The sequence below is a fragment of the Streptomyces auratus genome (assembly GCF_050433025.1).
Lineage (GTDB): Bacteria > Actinomycetota > Actinomycetes > Streptomycetales > Streptomycetaceae > Streptomyces > Streptomyces sioyaensis.
This window is the reverse complement of sequence record NZ_JBNGCB010000003.1, coordinates 2,704,648-2,722,967: the sequence shown is the minus strand read 5'-3', so window position 1 is coordinate 2,722,967 and position 18,320 is coordinate 2,704,648. Positions and strand designations below refer to the sequence as shown.

17 protein-coding genes are annotated in these 18,320 nt (G+C 71.5%); 5 read left to right on the top strand and 12 right to left on the bottom strand.

The features are described 5' to 3' along the window. The first annotated feature begins 128 nt into the window (after positions 1-128). Entirely contained in the window at positions 129-713 is a 585-nt protein-coding gene (locus BKA18_RS31635; RefSeq protein WP_366044859.1) for a TetR/AcrR family transcriptional regulator, read from the top strand. 68 nt (positions 714-781) lie between these two features. On the opposite strand, the gene BKA18_RS31630 is transcribed toward BKA18_RS31635, so the two are convergent. The 3 genes from BKA18_RS31630 to BKA18_RS31620 all read right to left on the bottom strand — a co-directional run bounded on the left by BKA18_RS31630 (position 782) and on the right by BKA18_RS31620 (position 4,610). Continuing rightward, positions 782-1,999 (bottom strand): MBL fold metallo-hydrolase, encoded by a 1,218-nt coding sequence (locus BKA18_RS31630; RefSeq protein WP_366044608.1) that lies wholly within the window; start codon positions 1,997-1,999, stop codon positions 782-784. Between the two features lie 310 nt (positions 2,000-2,309). Beyond that, complete coding sequence (locus BKA18_RS31625) at positions 2,310-3,164, bottom strand: GNAT family N-acetyltransferase (protein WP_366044609.1); 855 nt, start codon at positions 3,162-3,164, stop codon at positions 2,310-2,312. A gap of 3 nt (positions 3,165-3,167) precedes the next feature. Beyond that, complete coding sequence (locus BKA18_RS31620) at positions 3,168-4,610, bottom strand: NAD(P)/FAD-dependent oxidoreductase (protein WP_366044610.1); 1,443 nt, start codon at positions 4,608-4,610, stop codon at positions 3,168-3,170. Positions 4,611-5,017: 407 nt separating this feature from the next. On the opposite strand from BKA18_RS31620, the gene BKA18_RS31615 reads away from it, so the two are divergent. Then, a complete protein-coding gene (locus BKA18_RS31615; RefSeq protein ID WP_366044611.1) occupies positions 5,018-6,019 on the top strand; it encodes a carbohydrate kinase family protein in 1,002 nt (333 codons plus the stop codon). Here BKA18_RS31615 and BKA18_RS31610 read toward each other — a convergent pair. Genes BKA18_RS31610 through BKA18_RS31600 form a run of 3 tightly spaced genes read right to left on the bottom strand, consistent with a single transcriptional unit; the run spans position 5,992 to position 8,042 of the window. After that, a complete protein-coding gene (locus BKA18_RS31610; RefSeq protein WP_366044612.1) occupies positions 5,992-6,897 on the bottom strand; it encodes an SAM-dependent methyltransferase in 906 nt (301 codons plus the stop codon). The genes BKA18_RS31615 and BKA18_RS31610 overlap by 28 nt on opposite strands. Further along, positions 6,894-7,172, bottom strand: a complete 279-nt coding sequence (locus BKA18_RS31605; protein WP_006602002.1) for a DUF397 domain-containing protein — start codon at positions 7,170-7,172, stop codon at positions 6,894-6,896. Before BKA18_RS31605 ends, BKA18_RS31610 begins: the two co-directional genes overlap by 4 nt. Positions 7,173-7,175: 3 nt before the next feature. After that, the gene (locus BKA18_RS31600; protein ID WP_006602003.1) at positions 7,176-8,042 is read right to left on the bottom strand and encodes a helix-turn-helix domain-containing protein; all 867 of its coding nucleotides are present in this window, start codon (positions 8,040-8,042) and stop codon (positions 7,176-7,178) included. A 215-nt stretch (positions 8,043-8,257) separates the two neighbouring features. Between BKA18_RS31600 and BKA18_RS31595 the strand changes: the two genes are divergently transcribed. Next, positions 8,258-8,644 carry an ATP-binding protein gene (locus BKA18_RS31595; RefSeq protein ID WP_366044613.1) on the top strand — a complete coding sequence of 129 codons (387 nt, stop codon included), beginning with the start codon at positions 8,258-8,260 and terminating at the stop codon, positions 8,642-8,644. A 73-nt stretch (positions 8,645-8,717) separates the two neighbouring features. Here BKA18_RS31595 and BKA18_RS31590 read toward each other — a convergent pair whose 3' ends face one another. Then, on the bottom strand, positions 8,718-9,518 hold the full coding sequence (locus BKA18_RS31590) for an SGNH/GDSL hydrolase family protein (RefSeq protein WP_006602005.1): 801 nt from the start codon (positions 9,516-9,518) through the stop codon (positions 8,718-8,720). Between the two features lie 254 nt (positions 9,519-9,772). On the opposite strand from BKA18_RS31590, the gene BKA18_RS31585 reads away from it, so the two are divergent. Next, the gene (locus BKA18_RS31585) at positions 9,773-10,579 is read left to right on the top strand and encodes a tyrosine-protein phosphatase (RefSeq protein WP_006602006.1); all 807 of its coding nucleotides are present in this window, start codon (positions 9,773-9,775) and stop codon (positions 10,577-10,579) included. 35 nt (positions 10,580-10,614) lie between these two features. Beyond that, entirely contained in the window at positions 10,615-11,034 is a 420-nt protein-coding gene (locus BKA18_RS31580; protein ID WP_366044614.1) for a GNAT family N-acetyltransferase, read from the top strand. A 60-nt stretch (positions 11,035-11,094) separates the two neighbouring features. Here BKA18_RS31580 and BKA18_RS31575 read toward each other — a convergent pair whose 3' ends face one another. The 5 genes from BKA18_RS31575 to shc form a co-directional block, all read right to left on the bottom strand. Beyond that, positions 11,095-12,483 carry an aspartate aminotransferase family protein gene (locus BKA18_RS31575; RefSeq protein ID WP_366044615.1) on the bottom strand — a complete coding sequence of 463 codons (1,389 nt, stop codon included), beginning with the start codon at positions 12,481-12,483 and terminating at the stop codon, positions 11,095-11,097. Then, entirely contained in the window at positions 12,480-14,375 is a 1,896-nt protein-coding gene (gene dxs, locus BKA18_RS31570) for a 1-deoxy-D-xylulose-5-phosphate synthase (RefSeq protein ID WP_366044617.1), read from the bottom strand. Before dxs ends, BKA18_RS31575 begins: the two co-directional genes overlap by 4 nt. A gap of 123 nt (positions 14,376-14,498) precedes the next feature. Next, complete coding sequence (hpnH, locus tag BKA18_RS31565; protein ID WP_366044618.1) at positions 14,499-15,524, bottom strand: adenosyl-hopene transferase HpnH; 1,026 nt, start codon at positions 15,522-15,524, stop codon at positions 14,499-14,501. A gap of 5 nt (positions 15,525-15,529) precedes the next feature. Then, positions 15,530-16,198, bottom strand: a complete 669-nt coding sequence (locus BKA18_RS31560; protein ID WP_093486766.1) for a phosphorylase family protein — start codon at positions 16,196-16,198, stop codon at positions 15,530-15,532. Further along, entirely contained in the window at positions 16,198-18,216 is a 2,019-nt protein-coding gene (gene shc, locus BKA18_RS31555) for a squalene--hopene cyclase (protein ID WP_366044619.1), read from the bottom strand. Before shc ends, BKA18_RS31560 begins: the two co-directional genes overlap by 1 nt. Positions 18,217-18,320: the final 104 nt, after the last annotated feature.

The following is an 18,320-nucleotide window of genomic DNA, read 5'->3' as shown; positions in this document are numbered from 1 at the left end:
CCGGTCGGCCGCGGCCCCGCCACCGGCCCACACAGAAGAGCACACTCACTAAAAAAGTGCAACGAGTCAACTTTTCAATCGAGGCAACAAGTGGGTACAGTGCAGCGGTGAGCGATACACCGAAGCCCGTGGGGCGCCGCGAGCGCAAGAAAGCCGCCACCCGTCAGGCACTGGCCGACGCGGCCCTGCACCTGTTCCTGGAACACGGCTATGACCAGGTCAGCGTCAAGGACGTGGCGGAAGCCGCCGATGTGTCCACCACGACGCTGTTCAAGCACTTCCCCAGCAAGGAAGCCCTGGTCTTCGACGAGGACGCCGACCAGCAGGCCGCCCTCGTCGCCGCCGTACGCGAACGGCCCGCCGGCCGCTCTCTCCCCGCCGCCCTGCTCGACCACGTCCTGCGCACGCTTCTCCCCACGGCGACCGACCCCGGATTCGCCCGCTACAAGCAACTCGTCCTCGGCACACCGGCGTTGCGCGAGTACGGCCACCGCATGTGGATGCGCCACGAGGCCGCCCTCGCGGAGGCGATCGCCGACGAGACCGGAGCACCCGAGGGCGACCCCGCCTGCGCCGCCCTCGCCCACTACGCCCTGGATTCGGTCGCCCTCGCCCACGGCCGGGACGATCCCCGCGCGGCCCTCGAAGCCGCCTTCGCCCTCCTCGAACACGGCTGGGCCGGCGCCACCCGGGGCCCGGGCAAGGAGGCCTGAGCAGCAGGAAGGCGGAGGAGGCCCGCGGACGGCATGGCCCGGGCCGCTGCCGGCTGTCGGGACCGGCCTCAGCGATCCGCGGCGAGGTCCACATCGGTGGGGGAAACCACCGGGAGCCAGGCGGGCCAGCCATGGGCGGGCGGCACCGCGATCGCCCGCCACCACGGGTAGACGGCCGGCGGATCGGCGGGCTCGAAGGGCTCTCCCGGCCGGGGGTGTGCGGTGGCGACCCCGGCCTTGCGGGCAGCGGTCATCGTCCAGTCGGCGGGCTCCGCCCAGGGGTGCAGCGCCAGGTTGAACGTGCCCCAGTGGATCGGCAGCAGCACCCCGCCGGGCGCTTGGCCCTGGAGGTCGAGGTGGGAGCGCACGCCCTGTTCAGGATTCATGTGGATGTCCGGCCACATGCCGGGGTGCCGGGTGTCCGAGGTGGGGTTCTTGGGCCAGAAATCGCTGTACGCGCCGATCTGGATCATCGTCGCGTCGAACGGGCCGTGCGCCGCGCCGATCTCCGCGAAGCCGGAGAAGTAGCCGGTGTCGCCGCTGTGAAAGATCCGGTGGTCGGGCCCGGCGACCACCCAGGAGGCCCACAGGGTGTGCTGCGGGCCGCGCAGCCCGCGGCCGCAGAAGTGCTGCGCGGGGGTGGCCGTGAGGGTCAGTCCGCCGACGCGGGTGGACTCGTGCCAGTCGAGCTCGGTGATGCGCTCCGCCGGCACCCCCCAGAACTCCAGGTCGGCGCCGATGCCGAGCGGTACCACGAAAGCCGCGCCGGTGCCGGTCAGGCGCTCGACGGTCGGCATGTCCAGATGGTCGTAGTGGTCGTGCGAGATCACCACGACGTCGACCGGCTCCAGCTCGTCCAGCCCGATGGGTACCGGGTGCAGCCGCTTGGGGCCGGCCCAGTCGAACGGCGAGCAGCGCTCCCCCCAGACCGGGTCGAAGAGCACCCGCTGACCGTCGATCTCGGCCAGCACGCTCGAATGCCCCATCCAGGTGAGCCGCAGCCCGGAAGCGGGCGGCTGTCCCAAGTCCCCGGCGGTCGGGCGGTACACCGGAATCGGGCCGATCGGCGCCCGGCGCAGCCGTCCCTCCCGGCTCAGCTGCGCCCGCGCCATCTCCAGCGCGGCGCCCTTGGGCGGCCGTCCGGTCGGCACCGGATTACGGAACTGACCGTCCACGAACTGCGGCGATCTGCGCATCCTGGCCAGCCGCTCTCCCGTGGGTTCGACGCCGAAGCTCGCGGGACGCAGCGCGGAAAGGCCAGTGCGGCGGGGGCGGGAACCGGTCACGGCACCTCCATGGTCAGGGCGAACGCGAAGTGATACGGGCCGCGTGGGCGGCAGGCTCCGGCACACCGCGCCACTCGGCGCCGTCGTACGGCTTCCGCACCACGACACCCGGACTCAACACCATCACCCTCTGAGGCAAACCGCGCGACCGGCCGTGACATTCCGGGAATCGGGTGTGACCTTGTCCGAGGGGGATGCGGCGGTCCCGGCGCCGCCCTTTTCGGCACGTCGGACGCGTCCATTGAGGTGAGCTGCGCCCGGCACCCGAGGGTGGCGCCGGCCGCCTTCCGCCCACGCCATGTCCAGCGCCCTACTCCCGCCCGAATTCCAGGACGAGATGGTCCTCGACCGGGCGGTAGCCGAGCCGCTGGTAGAGGGCGTTGCTGGTGGGGTTGGCGAGGTCGGCGAAGAGCAGCAGCTCCTGCGTACCCAGGGCCCGTACGGCGTGGGAGACGGCGGCCGTCACCGCTCCCGCGTAGCCGCGTCCGCGTAGCTCGGGCGGGGTGTAGACGGGGGCGACGCGGGCCGCGCCACAGAGCGGAGGGGTGTGGCCGGCCATCGAGACGGGACGGCCGTCGGTCTCCCACAGCAGGCAGCGGCCGCCGGCGATCCGGGCGTCGACCGCCCGGCCGTCGCGGGGCGGCGGGTCACCGATCTCCGTGGCGAAGGCGGTGAACCAGTCGCGCAGCAGGTCCCGGTCGGCGGGCCGGGCGCGCCGGGCCGTGCCCGGTGGTGCGGGGGACGGCTCGATCAGCTCGTCCAGCCGGTAGAGCCGCAGGCGTTCGCCGGTGGTCACGGTGCCGCCGTGCCGCCGCTGCCAGGCGCCGGCGACCGCCTCGGCCACCGCCCGGCCGGCGTTCACCCCCGGGACGTCGAGCCGCCGGGCGGCCAGCGTCTCCACCAGCTCGCCCGCGGCCTCCTCCGGCATCGGCGAGAGCAGCGCGGTCCGCGGCGGTGTCCACACGAACGCGGCCCCGACCGGGTCTTGTCCGCTACGCCGCCACCAGCCGAACGCGGGCGCGTCCGCCCCGTACGCATCCGCACCGAGCGACCGCAGGGACGACGTCACGGACAGCAGCACAGAGTGCGCGGCGGGCCGGCTGCGCAGGAACGCCCCCGCGGCCGCCTCGAAGTCCGCGAGATTCCGGGTCGTTGTCCACGTCATGCCTCATCCTCCCGTGAGCCGGCGCGCGGCCGCAGCCGCTTTTCGGGGGCCGGCGGGCGCCCCCTCGACGGCTGTGGGCGGGCTGGGGAGACCGGGGCGGCGCGGCAGGAAGACCGTGCGCAGGAAGACGCGCGGGGCGACGAGCCGGGTGGGCGGCGCGGTGAGGCAGAAGACGTCCCGGAAGGCCGCGCCGACGACGGGGTCGATCGCGGCGCGGGCGACGAGCCGGTCGAGGTACCACGTGGTCAGCCGCTCGCCGGCACCGGCCGTGCTGTCCTCGGGGCCGGCATACGGGCGGTCCGCGCCGACCGCGGCGAGCCAGGCGGGCTCCACGGCACGGGCCACCGCCCGCTGCGCCTCGGCGGTGCTCCCGCCGCCCGCGAGCGTGCCGCGGACGGCCAGCGCGCCGAGGGCGGCCACCGACATGCCCTGCCCGTACACGGGGTTGAAGGTGCAGCAGGCGTCCCCCAGGACGAGGAACCCTTCGGGCAGCGCACCGGACCGTTCGAAGTGCCGGCGGCGGTTGCAGGTGTCGCGGAACCCGTACACGGGCGAGCGCGGCTCGGCCCGGGCGAGCAGTTCATGGACGTACGGGTCGCCGATCGTCGCGCTGAACGCGGTGAACTCCGCCGCGTCCGTGGGCGGGTGGTGCCCGCGCACCCCGGACAACGTGAGCAGCCAGTTGCCGTCCTCGACCGGCACATACGCCCCGCCGCGCGGGCACTCCGGCCAGCCGGGGACGTTGACGGCCACGTCGGGCGCGCCGGCCGGATCCTTGGGGCGGTACATCCGGGTGGCGTAGGCGATCCCCGCGTCCACGGTCTCCTCGTGCGGGGCGGTCCGGCCGAGGTCGCCGTACCACTGCGGAGTGCGGGAGGCCCGGCCCGAGGCGTCCACGACGAGCGCGGCCGTCAGCTCGCGCACGGACCGTCCGGCCGGCGCACCGTCCCGCGACCGCACCCGTACGCCGGTCACCCGGTGAGCGTCCCCGGTCAGTCCGACGGCCTCGGTCGCTTCGAGGATCTCGACGCGGGTGGCCGAGCCGGCGGCCGCCCGCAGCACCCGCTCGCGGACCACCGCGTCCAGCACCGGCCGGGTGACGCTCAGGGTGCGGTGCCGGCGCTCGTCGAAGCGGCGCTGCCAGCCGGTGGAGGTACGGGTGAGCAGATCGCGCGGCAGATCCAGGCTGCGGGCGCCCGCTTCGCCGAGGGCGTCGACCGTGCCGGGCAGCAGTTCCTCCAGTGCCCGCTGGCCGCCGCTGAGGAGGATGTGCAGGTGGCGGGCCTGCGGAACGCCCTTGCGGAAGGCGGGCCCCTCCGGATAGCGGTCGCGTTCGACGACCGTGATCGCGTCGACCTGCCCGATCAGGGCGGTGACGGCCAGCATCCCGGCGAGCCCGCCGCCGATGACGAGCGCGGTGCGTCCCCCGTTGGAGTGCTCTGCCATGCCTTCCTCGCTCCCCCGCCGGCCCGTCCGGCGGCCGTACGCCCCGCTCGTCCCTGTCCCCCGGCCGGCTCACCGTACGGGGGATCCGCTCGCCGCTTCCGGAAGCCGATCACCGAGGCTCCGCAGACTTCAGTGCCTTCGGCGATCGTGTCAACGGCCCCTGCGGACCGCCGGTTTGAGGTCTGCACGGCGCCTTCCGCCGGCTGCCTGCCCTCACTCACTCCCCACTGGCCGCAGAACACAATCCTGGCCCCTGACGGCTCGTTTTTTCCTCGTGTCACCAGATTCCCTGACATCCCGTCATGCGGCGCGCCTGCGTCTAGACTCCCGGCAGCGGACGCACCGCGTCCGCAAACGGTCTCACCAGCAAGGGATTCGTCTCACCAGCAAGGGATCCAGGGACGCTTGTGACATTCCAGCAGGTTTCTGAGCCGTATGACGCCTATGACGTCCTCGTCGTCGGCGGGTCGGGCGTGGACACCGTCGTGCCGGTCGGCGCGCTGCCCATACCGCTCACCGATTCCTCCGCGGTGCCCCCCATTCGCGAATGGGTGGGACACACCGGTACCGGCGTCGCGCTGGGCTGCGCGGCGCTCGGGCTCACCACCGGTTTCGTGGACTTCATCGGCGACGACCACCACGGCAACCTGGTCCGCGAACGGATGGCCGCCACCGGCGTCGACTTCCGGCCGCTGATCTCGCCGCACGGCACCCGGCGGGCGGTCAATCTCGTCGCCCCCGACGGCCGCCGGATGTCCTTCTACGATGCCCGGGACCCGCTCGACCTGCGGATGCCGCCGGAGCACTACCTCCCCGCGCTGCGCCGCGCCCGGCACGTCCATCTGTCGATCACGCACTTCTCCCGCTTTCTGTACGACGACATCGAGGCGCTGGGCCTCCCCGTCTCCACGGATCTGCACGACTGGGACGGGCTGACGGAACATCACCGCGAGTTCGCGCTCCGCTCGGACCTGGTGTTCCTCAGCACCGCCGGGGCGGGTGAACGGATCGCGTCCGTCATGCGGGAGATCCTGCACGAGGGGCGTGCCGAGGCCGTGATCGCGACGGCGGGGGCGGGCGGCGCCTACGTCCTGGGCAGCGACGACCGCTCCCCCCGTCCGGTGCCGGCCGTGGTGCCGCCCGGCCCGGTCGTGGACACCAACGGCGCGGGCGACGCCTTCACCTGCGGTTTCCTCTACGGCCGGCACTTGGGCCGGAGCCTTGAGGACTGCGCGCGGCTGGGCGCCGTCGCCGGGGCACATGCCTGTACCTCGCCCGGCACCCACACCACCCTCGTCGGCCCGGACGTGCTGCGCGCGGTCCCCACCACGGCGCCGGCCCCCGCTGCTCCGCCGCACCCCACCGCGCCGCCCGGCGCCGATCAGCCCTTGCGGCCCACGCCGCCGTAGAAAATGGTGTTGTTGAGCTCCTCGGCACCGGGCACCGCTTCGTCCGGCCGCCACAGCGGGGCCCGTACGACACCCGGTTCCAGCAGGGTGAACGGTCCGAAGAGCGGCTCGATCCCGGCCTTCGTGCGCAGATTGAGGCTGGCGGTGGAGCTCTGGTAGACGCTCACCACACCGTCGCGCGCCCGCTCGTCCGTGCGGCCCTGGGCGTAGGCCTCGTAGGGTTCACCGGTGGCGTGCGACAGCACGAGACAACTGCCCGCGGGGAGCGCCTCGGCGAGAGTGGCGACGAGCGCGGCGGGATCCTCGTCGTCCCGGATGAAGTGCAGTACGGCCACCAGCAGCAGCGCCACCGGTCGGTCGAAGTCGATCAGTTCGCGGACGGCCGGGTGGTTCAGCACCGCCTGGGGGTCGCGGACGTCGCCGAGCACGAAGGCGGTGCCCTCGGTGGTGGTCAGCCGGGCCCCGGCGTGGGTGGCGACGATCGGGTCGTTGTCGACGTAGACGACGCGGGTGTCGGGCGCGGTCTCCCGGGCGACCTCGTGGGTGTTGGGCGAGGTGGGGATGCCGGTGCCGATGTCGATGATCTGGCGGATGCCGCCGGCGACCAGTTCGCGCACCGCCCGCCGCAGAAAGGCCCGGTTGGCGCGGGCGCTGAGCCGCACCTGCGGGTGGACCTCGATGACGCGCTCCGCGGCCACCCGGTCGACCTCGTAGTTGTCCCAGCCGCCGAGGTAGTAGTCGTACATCCGGGCCGGATGCGGCCGGCTGGTGTCGATCTCCTCGGCCGCGAACCCCGAGTGCTCGGGGCCCTGGACGTACGGTCCGAGGTCCGTGACCCCGTCGTCCGGTCCGTGCGGGGATATGCCCTGCTCGCTCATGCCGTCCTCCGGTCGGTGCACCGGGCCGGCGCCACCGCGAGCAGGAAGTCGGCGTGGCCCGCCTTCGCCCCCTCGATGAAGCTCACCATTTCGCGGTGCGTGTAGATCAGGGCCGGGCCGTCCGGGTCGGTCGACTGGCGCAGCGCGATCCGGCCGTCCCCCAGCCGCATCGCCTCGACGCACTCACCGCCGTTTCCGCCGCTCCACGGCTTGTGCCAGCCCTCTGTGCCCAGCTCTTTGGCGGGCATGCCGTTGTAGATGCGTATGCGATCCATGGTTCAGATCTCCTTGCGAAAGCCACCCAGAATGGCCTCGGTGTGGTGTGCTGGCGCGGCCTGCGCACACATCCTGTCGAGGGCCTCCAGGAACTGCGAGACGTCGTTGCGCTGGTCGAAGTACACGGCTCCGACGAGGCTTTCCGCGTATGCGATGTCCGGGAGTTCCGGGATCGGGAAGCGGAAGAGGTGGAAGGGGCCGTACATGGCCGGGTGCGGGCCGGCGGCGAAGGGCATGACCTGAAGCCGGACGTTCGGCAGCGCGGTGGCTTCCCTCAGCCGGGAGATCTGCTCCCGCATCACCGAGGAGCCGCCGATCGGCCGCCGCAGCACGGTCTCGTCCATGACGACCCACAACATCGGTGCGTTGTCGCGGGTCAGCAGGGACTGCCGGGCCATCCGCAGGGCGACGATCCGGTCGATGTCCGCCGGGGAGGCGTGCGGCATGCCCGCCCGCAGCACGGCGGCGGCGTAGTCCTCGGTCTGCAACAGCCCGGGGACGTAGTGCGGTTGGTAGGCCCGGATGAGGTTGGCCTCGCTCTCCAGGCTGACGAATGCGCTGAACCACTCGGGAAGGACGTCCCGGAAACGGTGCCACCAGCCGGGCTTGTTGGCCTCGCGGGCGAGGGAGAGGAAGCCCTCGATCTCGTCCTCGTCGATGACGCCGTAGGTCGCCAGCAGCTTCTCGACGTAGGGGAGTTTGAGGCCGACCTCGGCCTTCTCCATGCGCCGTATCGTGGCGTGGGTCACGTCGAGGGCCGCGGCGGCCTGTTCGTAGGAGAGCCCCGCTTTCTCGCGCAGGTCCTGCAGTCGCTTACCGAGCACCACCCGCAGGACGGTCGGTGCACCTGCCGACCGTGGGTCCGCCACGTCCGATCGCCTCCAACTGATTTCAGTGTGCAGCAGTGTGTCATGCCGTCAGTATCGCGAACAGACTGGTTCTTACGATTCTGCAAATTGCAGAGTGATCCTTGCCATCGGTCACCGACATCGCACATAGTTGCGGAGTGGCTTCCTCCAACAACGCTCCTTCGTTAGGGCGCTGTGGCAGCTTTGTCGCCCAGTACCCGCAGGACGCGTTCCACTTGCCGGCGCGACGCACGTCCGTGCCCGAGGCACGCCGGCGCGTCAGCGCGCTGCTGAGCGAGTGGGGCGCGGATCAACAAGTCCGCGACGACGTGGAGTTGGTGGTTTCCGAGCTGTTCACCAACGCTCTGCGGCACACCGACAGCGAGAAGGTCGGGTGCGAACTCGCCCTGTTCGGCGGGCACATACGCATAGAGATCACGGACCAGGGCGGCCCGGAGAATTCGGCGCCGCACGTCCAGCCCGGCAGCGTGGACAAGGAGTGCGGGCGGGGCCTGTTCCTCGTCGGCGCGCTGTCCGACAGCTGGGGGTCCCGGCCTGTCGAGGGCGGACCGGGCCGGGTCGTCTGGGCGGACCTGCCCTACACCGGCACCGCACCGCACTGAGGCCCCGCTCCGCCGTCGGCGGAATCGGGGCCTTCGTCATGCCCGGGCCGTTGCCGGCCGGGGCGGACGGACGCTACAGCGGCAGCAGATCGGGCCGCTTCGGCTCGATGTGATCGCCGGAGGACTCACCGCGCAGCCGGCGGCCGATCCACGGGACGAGGTGCTCCCGTGCCCAGTGGATGTGGTCCCGCCGCGTGTCGGCGGCCGACCGCTCCGCCTCCGGCGGCCACGGCTGGTCCGGGTCGGCCGGCACCCGCATGCCGAGTACCTGGGCCGCGCGCAGCGCCACCCGGGTGTGCCCGTCGGCCGACAGATGCAGCCGGTCCTCGCTCCAGGCCCGCCGGTCCTGCACCGACTTCAGCGACCACAGGTCCAGGACCGGGCAGTCGTGCCGGTCCGCGATCGCCCGGACGTGCGCCGTATACGTCGCGATCTTGCCGCGCAGATGCTTGAGCACGGGGACGCCACGGGTGTCGAAACCCGTGCAGACCAGGACCGTCCCGACCGACCGGCTCAGATCGCGGACCGCCGCCTCGTAGCGCTCGGCGACCGCGTCCGGGTCCGAGCCCGGCCGCAGGATGTCGTTGCCGCCGGCGCAGAACGTCACCAGGGCGGGGGCGAGCTCCTTCGCCCGCGGCACCTGTTCCTCGACGATCTGGTCCAGAAGCCGTCCCCTGACGGCGAGATTCGCATAGCGGAAATCCCCCTCCGCCTGCTGGTCCGAGAGCAGGACCGCGAGCCGGTCCGCCCAACCGATGTACACCCCGTCAGGGCCGGGATCCCCGACCCCCTCCGTGAAGCTGTCCCCGACGGCTGCGTACGACCCGATGGCGCCATGGGCGCCGCTGCTGATGTTCTTCGAATCGTCTGCCACGTCAGGACATACTTCACCTTGAGAAGTGACCTACGCCACCGTAACCAGGGGTTGACGGCGGGTGATTAATGCCACCAAGTCAAATTCTGTCCAAACGGGAATAGAGATCGGCCGCACCTTGCTTCCCGAGCGCTTTGCCGCACTCCTACACGCCCGCATTGCGGCCTGATTGCCCCTTGCATCAATGTCGTATCGTCGGATGATGACCCGCCTCGTCGACGAGCAGCGTCGGCGGCCGACACCAAGGAGCGCCCGTGACGCAGACGCCGCAGGTCCCACCGGCCCAGACCGAGCTCGCGGAGGTCCGCAATTTCCGCGATGTGGGCGGGCTGCCGACCGTGGACGGGCGTCGCGTACGGGAGGGCAGGCTGTTCCGCAGCGGGCATCTCGCCCATGCGACCGCGGACGACGCGGCATTTCTGGCCGGCCTCGGACTGCACACCGTCTTTGATTTCCGTAATGCCTCGGACATCAAACTGGAAGGGCCGGATGTCGCGCTGCCCGGTGTGCGCAATGTGAACATTCCGCTCACCGACCCGGCCGACGGTGCGGAGTTCTGGACGATGGTGCGCGACGGTGAGCTGGACGAGCTGCGCAGCGCGCTCGGCGACGGGAAGGCCGCGGCCCGAATGGCCGCCACCTACCGCCACATCATCACCACCCGTACCGAGGACCACAGCCGGGTGCTGCATGCGCTCGCCGAGGACAGCGTGCCGGCGCTGATGCACTGCGCGGCCGGCAAGGACCGTGCGGGCCTGTCCGTGGCCGTGACCCTGCTGGCGGTCGGCGTGGAGCGGGACGCCATCGAGGCGGACTACCTCAAGTCCAACGACCCGCACCGCCGCTACAAGATCCGCCGCTCGGACAACTCGGCGGTGGGGATGTCGCCGGAGATCTTGGAGCTGCTCTCGCCCCTGTTCGGGGCGCACACCGACTACCTCACGGCCGCCTACGACGCGATCGAGCGGACCTGGGGCTCGACGGAGGCGTACCTCACCGACGGCCTGAAGCTGACCCCCGCCGTCCGGGAGCGGCTGCGGTCCCAGCTCCTGACGGACTGACACCCGCGCGCGGTCCCTGTGGCAGGCTGCCCGGCATGATCGACAACTATGAGTTCTCCAGCGATCCGGCCCGGCTGGACCCCGCTCTGGTGCACCACTGGCTGTCCACCGACACGTACTGGGCGGCGGGCCGTTCACGGGACAAGCAGGACCGGGCGATCGCCGGCTCGCTGAACTTCGGCGCCTACGACACCCGCTCGGGCGCCCAGGTCGCCTATGCGCGGGTGGTCACCGACCAGGTCACCTTCGCCTGGCTCTGCGATGTCTACGTCGCCCCGGCGGCGCGCGGCAACGGGATAGGCACGGCGCTGGTCACCGCGGTCCGCGACCATCTGGCGCCCTACGAGGTACGCCGCATTCTGCTCGCCACCGCCGACGCCCACGAGGTCTACGGGAAGGTGGGGTTCCGCCCGCTGACGGAACCCGCGAAGTGGATGGCGTACGGGCGCCAGTAGGGAGCGTGACGGCGGCCGAGCGGGCCGAGGGCCGCGGTCGCCTTCCGCCCATCGAACAGGTCAGCCCCTGCCCACCTGCAAGGACTGCTTCACCAGCGTCCGCCCGAAGTCCCACATCAGGCCGCCGCCGCTGTGGGCGTCGTCCATGACGGCCGTGAACGCCTCGACGAAACGGTCGACCTCCCGCTCGCCGATGATCAGCGGGGGGATCAGCTTGATGACCTCCAGATGGTCGCCGGAGACCTGGGTCAGGATGCGGTGCCGCTGCAGCAGCGGCACCACGACCATCTGCGCGAACAGCCCCTTGCGGGCGACCTGCAGCATCCTCCAGCGGCCACGCAGGCTGAGGGACTTGGGGCGGCCGAACTCGATGCCGATCATCAGGCCGCGGCCCCGTACGTCATGCAGCAGCTCGTAGCGGTCGATGAGGGCGGCGAGCCGGGAGCGCAGCAGGTCACCGGTGTGCCGGGCGTGGGCGACGAGCTGCTCGTCCTCCATCACCGCGAGCACCGCGAGCCCGGCCGCCATCGCCTGGGCGTTGGAGCCGAAGCTGGCGGAGTGCACCAGGACCCGGTCCATGGACGAGTAGACCTTCTTGAAGATCCAGTCCTTGCCGAGGGTCGCCCCGACCGGGACGTAGCCGCCCGAGAGCGCCTTGGCCACACACACCAGGTCCGGTTCGACGCCGTCCTCGTGCTGATAGGCGAAGAAGTCGCCGGTGCGGCCGAGGCCGGTCTGCACCTCGTCGGCGATCAGCAGCGCTTTGTGGCGGTGCAGCAGCTCCTGGGCGGCGCGCAGGAATCCGGGCGGGGCGGGGTGGACGCCCTTGCCCTGGACGGGTTCGACCACGAATCCGGCCACGTCGCCGCGCTTCAGCTCCCGCTCCAGTGCAGCCAGATCGCCCAGCTCGACGGCGGTGTCCGGCAGCAGCGGCGCGAAGCCGTCCCGGAAGCCGTCCTCGCCGTTGACGGAGAGCGAGCCGGTGGTCAGGCCGTGGAAGGCGTGGGTGCAGTAGAGGATGCGCGGTTTTCCGGTGGCGTAGCGGGCGAACTTCAGGGCGGTCTCGACGGCTTCGGTGCCGCTGTTGCCGAAGAAGACCCGGTCGAGGTGGGGCGCATGGCTCAGCAGCTTCTCGGCGAGCAGACCGGGCAGCGGCTGGCAGTCGAAGCGGGTGAGGTCGGCCAGGCCGGCGTCCAGCACGTCGTGCAGCGCCTGCCGGACGACGGGGTGGTGCCGGCCGAGGCCCATCACGCCGAAGCCGGCGAGCATGTCGAGGTAGTCCTGACCCTCGGTGTCCCAGAAGTAGGCGCCCTCGGCCCGCTCGTAGACCTTGTCGAAGCCGATGGTGTGCAGCATCCGCGGGAGCTGGTGGTTGAGATGGCGGGCGTGCAGCTCATAGCCCTCGGTGCCGCGCTCGGCGAGGAGGCCGGTCAGATCGAATCCGGTCACGGTGTGCTCTCCTTACGGCCCTGCGCGGCACGGCCCAGCGCGGCGCTGATCTGTCCGGCGATCTCGGCGGGGGTGAGTCCGAGGTCGGCCAGCAGCTCACCGCGCCGGGCGTGCGGCAGGAACTGCTCGGGGATCCCGAAGGTACGCAGCACCACGTCCACCTGCGCGTCCCGCAGGGCCTGGCCGACCGCCCAGCCGATGCCGCCGGTCCGGCTGTTGTCCTCCACTACGGCCACCATCGCGTGCTGCGCGGCGAGCTGCCCGATGGCCTCGTCGACCGGCTTGACCCAGCGCGGGTCGATGACGGTGGCGTCGACGCCGCGCGCCGCGAGGAGTTCGGCGACCCGCAGGCACACCGGGGCCATCACCCCGACGGCGACCAGCAGGACGTCCGGGTGTGGTGCCCGGTGGAGGACGTCGACGCCGCCGATCCGGTCGACGGCCGGGATCGGGTCGTCCACCGCCTCCTTGGGGAAGCGCACGACGGTCGGTGCGTCGGCCACGTCCAGCGCTTCGCGCAGCTGGGCCCGGAGCTGGTCGGCGTCGCGCGGCGCGGCGATCCGCAGCCCCGGTACGACGCCGAGCACCGACAGGTCCCACATGCCGTTGTGCGAGGCGCCGTCGGTCCCGGTGACGCCGGCCCGGTCCAGGACGAAGGTAACCCCGCACTTGTGCAGCGCCACGTCCATCAGCACCTGGTCGAAGGCGCGGTTGAGGAAGGTGGCGTAGACCGCGACGACCGGGTGCAGACCGCCGGTCGCCAGGCCCGCGGCCGACACCACCGCATGCTGCTCGGCGATGCCCACGTCCCACACCCGGTCCGGGTAGGCCCGCGCGAACTTCTCCAGACCGACCGGCTGCAGCATCGCCGCCGTCAGGGCGACCACGTCCTCGCGTTCGGCGCCGATGCGCAGCATTTCGTCGCCGAAGACGGACGTCCAGGAGGGGGCGCCGGGCGGGGCGACCGGTGCGCAGGTCAGGGGGTCCATCACGCCGACGGTGTGGAAGTGGTCCGCCTCGTCCTCCAGGGCGGGCGGGTAGCCGCGGCCCTTCTCGGTCAGGCAGTGCACCAGCACCGGCCCGTGGAAGCCGGCCGCCCGGCGCAGCGCCGATTCGACGGCCGCGATGTCATGGCCGTCGATCGGCCCGACGTACTTCAGGCCCAGGTCCTCGAACATGCCCTGGGGGGCGATGAAGTCCTTGAAGCCCTTCTTGGCGCCGTGCAGCGAGTCGTAGAGGGGTGCGCCGACGACCGGGGTGCGCTGGAGGACGTCCTTGCCCCAGGCCAGGAATTTCTCGTAGCCGTCGGTGGTGCGCAGGGTGGCGAGGTGGTCGGCCAGGCCGCCGATGGTCGGCGCGTAGGAGCGGGCGTTGTCGTTGACGACGATGATCAGCGGGCGGTCCTTGGCGGCCGCGATGTTGTTCAGCGCTTCCCAGGCCATGCCGCCGGTCAGCGCTCCGTCGCCGATCACGGCCACCACATGGTCGCTGCTGCCGCGGAGCCGGTGGGCCTTGGCGAGGCCGTCGGCCCAGCCCAGCACCGTCGAGGCATGGCTGTTCTCGATGACGTCGTGCACCGACTCGGCGCGCGAGGGATACCCGGACAGCCCGCCCTTGGCCCGGAGCTTGGAGAAGTCCTGCCGTCCCGTCAGCAGCTTGTGGACGTAGGACTGGTGTCCGGTGTCCCACAGGATGCGGTCGGCGGGCGAGTCGAAGACCCGGTGCAGGGCGATGGTCAGCTCGACCACGCCGAGGTTGGGGCCCAGATGGCCGCCGGTGCGGGCGACGGCCTGGACTAGGAAGTGCCGGATCTCCTCGGCGAGTTCGGGAAGCCGAGCCGCGGGGAGCGCCTTGAGCGCGCGCGGTTCCCGGAGGTGTTCCAGCATCGTCATGTGCGGTCCCCCTCTTCCTGGTTCGGCCGGCCGTGCCGGTCCGGTCGCCGTCGCGCGGGGCCGACGGCGGACCGGACCAGGACGCGGGGAGCCCGGGCGCGCGGGCTCCCCTTGTTCTGCGGGTCAGCCGCGGTTTCCGGCGATGGTCTCTCTGGCCGCCCGCAGGGACTCCTTCAGGGAGCCCATGGTGGCGAGGACGGCGGTCGGCTCATAGCCGCAGTGCGCCATGCAGTTGGCGCACCGCGGGTCCTTGCCGCGGCCGTACTTGTCCCAGTCGGTGTCCTCGATGAGCTCCTGGTACGTCGGGACGTAGCCGTCGCTCATCAGGTAGCAGGGGCGCTGCCAGCCGAAGAGCGAGTAGTTGGGGATCGCCCAGGCCGTGCAGGGGAAGTCCGCCTTGCCCTCCAGGAAGTCCAGGAAGAGCGGGCTGTGGTTGAGCCGCCAGCGCCGCCGGTTACCGCCGGCGAAGGCCTTCTTGAACAGCTCGCGGGTCTGCTCGACGCCCAGGAAGTGCTCCTGGTCGGGCGCCTTCTCGTAGGCGTAGGCGGGCGAGAGCATCATTTCGTCGACCTGCAGGTCGTCATTGAGGAAATTGAGGACCTCGATGATGGTCTGCGGGGTGTCGGTGTTGAAGAAGGTGGAGTTGGTGGTGACCCGGAAGCCGCGCCGCTTGGCTTCCTTGATGGCCGCAACCGCCTCGTCGAAAACGCCTTCCTTGGCGACCGATTCGTCGTGCCGCTCGCGCATACCGTCGATATGCACCGCGAACGCGAAATACGGGGAGGGTCGGAAATCGTCCATCTTCTTGCGCAGCAACATGGCATTGGTGCACAGGAAGACATACTTCCGCTTGGCCACCAACTGCCGCACGATCTCGTCGATCTGCGGGTGCATCAGGGGTTCGCCACCGGCGATGGAGACCATCGGGGCACCCGACTCCAGCACCGCGCCGACCGCCTGCGCCACCGGCATGCGCTGCTTGAGCACGCCCGCCGGATGCTGGATCTTCCCGCAGCCCTCGCATTTCAGATTGCACGCGAAGAGCGGTTCCAGCTCGACAATGAGCGGGAACTTCTCACGCCGCCGGATCAGCTTCTGCTCAAAAAGATAGGTACCGACCCGGATGGACTGACGAAGCGGCATGGCCATCTGACTCACCTCCAGGGGAGCAGCAAAGAACGGTGCCATTCGTAAAAAACAGGCAGGACGGAGCGCAGGACTCGGAAGGCTGATATTCCACCCCGCACGGTGCCGATACGCACGAGTTCATGTTCTGGAGCGTCCACGACCACCCGGACGGCCGCAACCGGACGGGGACCGGCCCGCCGGGCCGCACGGAGCGTGGCAGCGGACTCCATGTCCACCGCGACCGCACCGGCGGCATGCAGCGCGGCCCGCTCCGCGCCGCGCACCACATGGTCGGAGCCGCACAGCAGCCCGCTGTGCACCCTCAGACCGCGCTCCCGCAGGGCGCGCAGCAGCGGGCCGTTGTCCCGGCAGGGCGTCTCCGGGGCGTCGGCGTGGTGGCCGCGGGTGGCCGAGGCGACGATCACGTCCCCGGGCCGCATACCGGGGGCGAGACCGGCACAGAAGCCGCTGGCGACCACCGGCGAACGCTCGGTGACCGCCCCCTCGCTCAGCGCCTTGGCGAGGGTGCGCTCGGCTGCCTGCGGGCCCATGCCCGTACGGAGCACGACCGGCCGCGGTAAGGCCCGCTCGGCCGCTCCCCCGCGGTCGCCGCCGCGCAGTGCGAACCGCTCGATGCCGAGCGCACAGGCGACCAGCAGCGGTGGATCCGCGTCCGTCGGGGGCCGGCCGGGCATCAGGCCCCCACCGGTGCGACGGCCGGGCCCCCGTTGAGATAGCGCCCCAGGGCCGTCAGGGGGAAGACCTGGCGGTAGAGGTGGTAGTTGATGGAGAAGTCCCAGGGGAAGCCCGTGCCGGTGAAGTACGGCTCGTCCCAGGAGCCGTCCTCGCGCTGGGTCGCGGCCAGCCAGCGCACTCCGCGCCGCACCGCCTCGCCGTCGCGTTCGCCGGCCGCGAGCAGCGCCATCAGCGCCCAGGCGGTCTGGGAGGCGGTCGAGGCGCCGCGCCCGGCCCACTGCTCCTTGTCCTGATAGGACCGCTGGTCCTCGCCCCAGCCGCCGTCGTCGTTCTGCACGCCCTCCAGCCAGCGGACCGCCCGGCGGACCGCGGGGTGCGAACGCGGGATGCCGACCGCGGCCAGCGCCGGGAGCACCGAGCCGGTGCCGTAGACGTAGTTGGTGCCCCAGCGGCCGAACCAGGCGCCGCAGGGGTCCTGTTCGGCCAGCAGCCAGGCGATACCGCGGCGGGTGCGCGGGTCGTGGGTACGGCCGACGTCCGCGAGCATCTCGACGACATGGGCGGTGACATCGGCCGACGGCGGGTCGATGACCTCCCCGAAGTCACAGAACGGCAGCCGGTTGGGGAACGGGCTGGTGTTGTCGACGTCGAAGGCGCCCCAGCCGCCGCCCTTGGACTGCATGCCGAAGTTCCAGCGCACCGCGCGGCGTACCGCGGCCTCGACCCGCTGCGGATCGGGGTGCTTGACCCGGCGCAGCGCGAGCACCACCTCGGCGGTGTCGTCGATGTCCGGGTAGTTGTCGTTCTCGAACTCGAACGCCCAGCCGCCGGAGGGGAGTTGGGGTCGCTTCACGCTCCAGTCGCCGGGCCGGTCGATCTGCTCGGCCAGCATCCACTCGGCGGCCTGGACCAGCTGGGGGTGGTCGGCGGGTACTCCGGCGTCGGCGAGCGCGATGGTGGCCAGGCAGGTGTCCCAGACCGGGGACTGGCAGGCCTCGATCATCCGGGCCCCGTCCGCGCGCCGTACGGCGAACCGGTCGAGGGACGCCAGGCCGGTACGCAGCACGGGGTGGTCGAGGTCGTAGCCGAGGAGGTGCAGCGCGATGACGGAGTAGACGGCGGGCGGCTGGATGCCGCCCCAGCAGCCGTCGTTCTCCTGGCGCTCGATGATCCAGCGGGCGGCGGAGCGCATCGCGGCCCGGCGCAGCCTGCGGAAGGCGACCTTGTGGTAGAGGTGCAGCGCCTTGTCGAGGCGCTGGAAGACCCCGTCCCAGCTGGCGGCGGGGGCGAGCGGCCGCGGCGGGTTGGGGCGGCGCGGATCGGTGTGCAGCTCGTCGAGGGCGAACGGCGCCGGACGCACCGGGCGTTTCGCCGAGACGATGGTCAGCGGCACGATCGTCTGCCGCGCCCAGCATCCGAAGTCATAGATGTTGAGCGGGAACCACTTCGGGAAGTAGAGGAGTTCCGGCGGCAGTTGGGGCAGGTCGTCCCACTTCCACCAGCCGAACAGGGCCAGCCAGATGCGGGTGAAGACCCGGGCCGCGGCGATGCCGCCCTGCTCGCGGACCCATGCGGAGGCCTTGGCCATGTGCGGGGCGTCCGGGGCGTCCCCGGCGAGCCGCAGGGCCACATAGGCCTCGATGGTGGTGGAGAGTTCACCGGGCCCGCCGTAGAAGGTGGCCCAGGTGCCGTCCGGGCACTGCTCGCCGCGGATGTAGCGGGCCGCGGCCTCGGTGAGTTCGGGGTCCTGGAGCCCCAGGAACTGACGGAGCAGCAGATCTTCGGCGTCCATCGTGACGTTGGTCTCGAGGTCGCCCTTCCACCATCCGGCGGGGTCCTGGACGGACAGCAGATGCTCGGTGGCGCGGGCGCTCGCGCGGCGGGCGGCGTCCGCCGTGTCATCTCGTAAGGCGTTGCGTGTACGGGCGGATGCTGCCTTTTTCTCAGCGGTGGCATCGCTGGCCGAAGGGGCCCGGGGCGGCAGCGCCCCGGTGCTTCCGTCGGTCGTCGCTGTCATGGCTTCCCCTTCTGCAGTGAACTGTGAAAAGCGTGCTCAGGGATTCCGTCGGCCGGCGCCCGTGCCCCACTGCCCAAAAGGCGTGGGTGGGGGCACCGCCCAGC

Coding starts and splice junctions, on each gene's coding strand:
- BKA18_RS31625 (WP_366044609.1), bottom strand. CDS start 3,164: ATGACGTGGACAACGACCCGGAATCTCGCGGACTTCGAGGCGGCCGCG.
- BKA18_RS31620 (WP_366044610.1), bottom strand. CDS start 4,610: ATGGCAGAGCACTCCAACGGGGGACGCACCGCGCTCGTCATCGGCGGC.
- BKA18_RS31610 (WP_366044612.1), bottom strand. CDS start 6,897: ATGAGCGAGCAGGGCATATCCCCGCACGGACCGGACGACGGGGTCACG.
- BKA18_RS31605 (WP_006602002.1), bottom strand. CDS start 7,172: ATGGATCGCATACGCATCTACAACGGCATGCCCGCCAAAGAGCTGGGC.
- BKA18_RS31580 (WP_366044614.1), top strand. CDS start 10,615: ATGATCGACAACTATGAGTTCTCCAGCGATCCGGCCCGGCTGGACCCC.
- dxs (WP_366044617.1), bottom strand. CDS start 14,375: ATGACGATGCTGGAACACCTCCGGGAACCGCGCGCGCTCAAGGCGCTC.
- hpnH (WP_366044618.1), bottom strand. CDS start 15,524: ATGGCCATGCCGCTTCGTCAGTCCATCCGGGTCGGTACCTATCTTTTT.
- BKA18_RS31560 (WP_093486766.1), bottom strand. CDS start 16,198: ATGCCCGGCCGGCCCCCGACGGACGCGGATCCACCGCTGCTGGTCGCC.
- shc (WP_366044619.1), bottom strand. CDS start 18,216: ATGACAGCGACGACCGACGGAAGCACCGGGGCGCTGCCGCCCCGGGCC.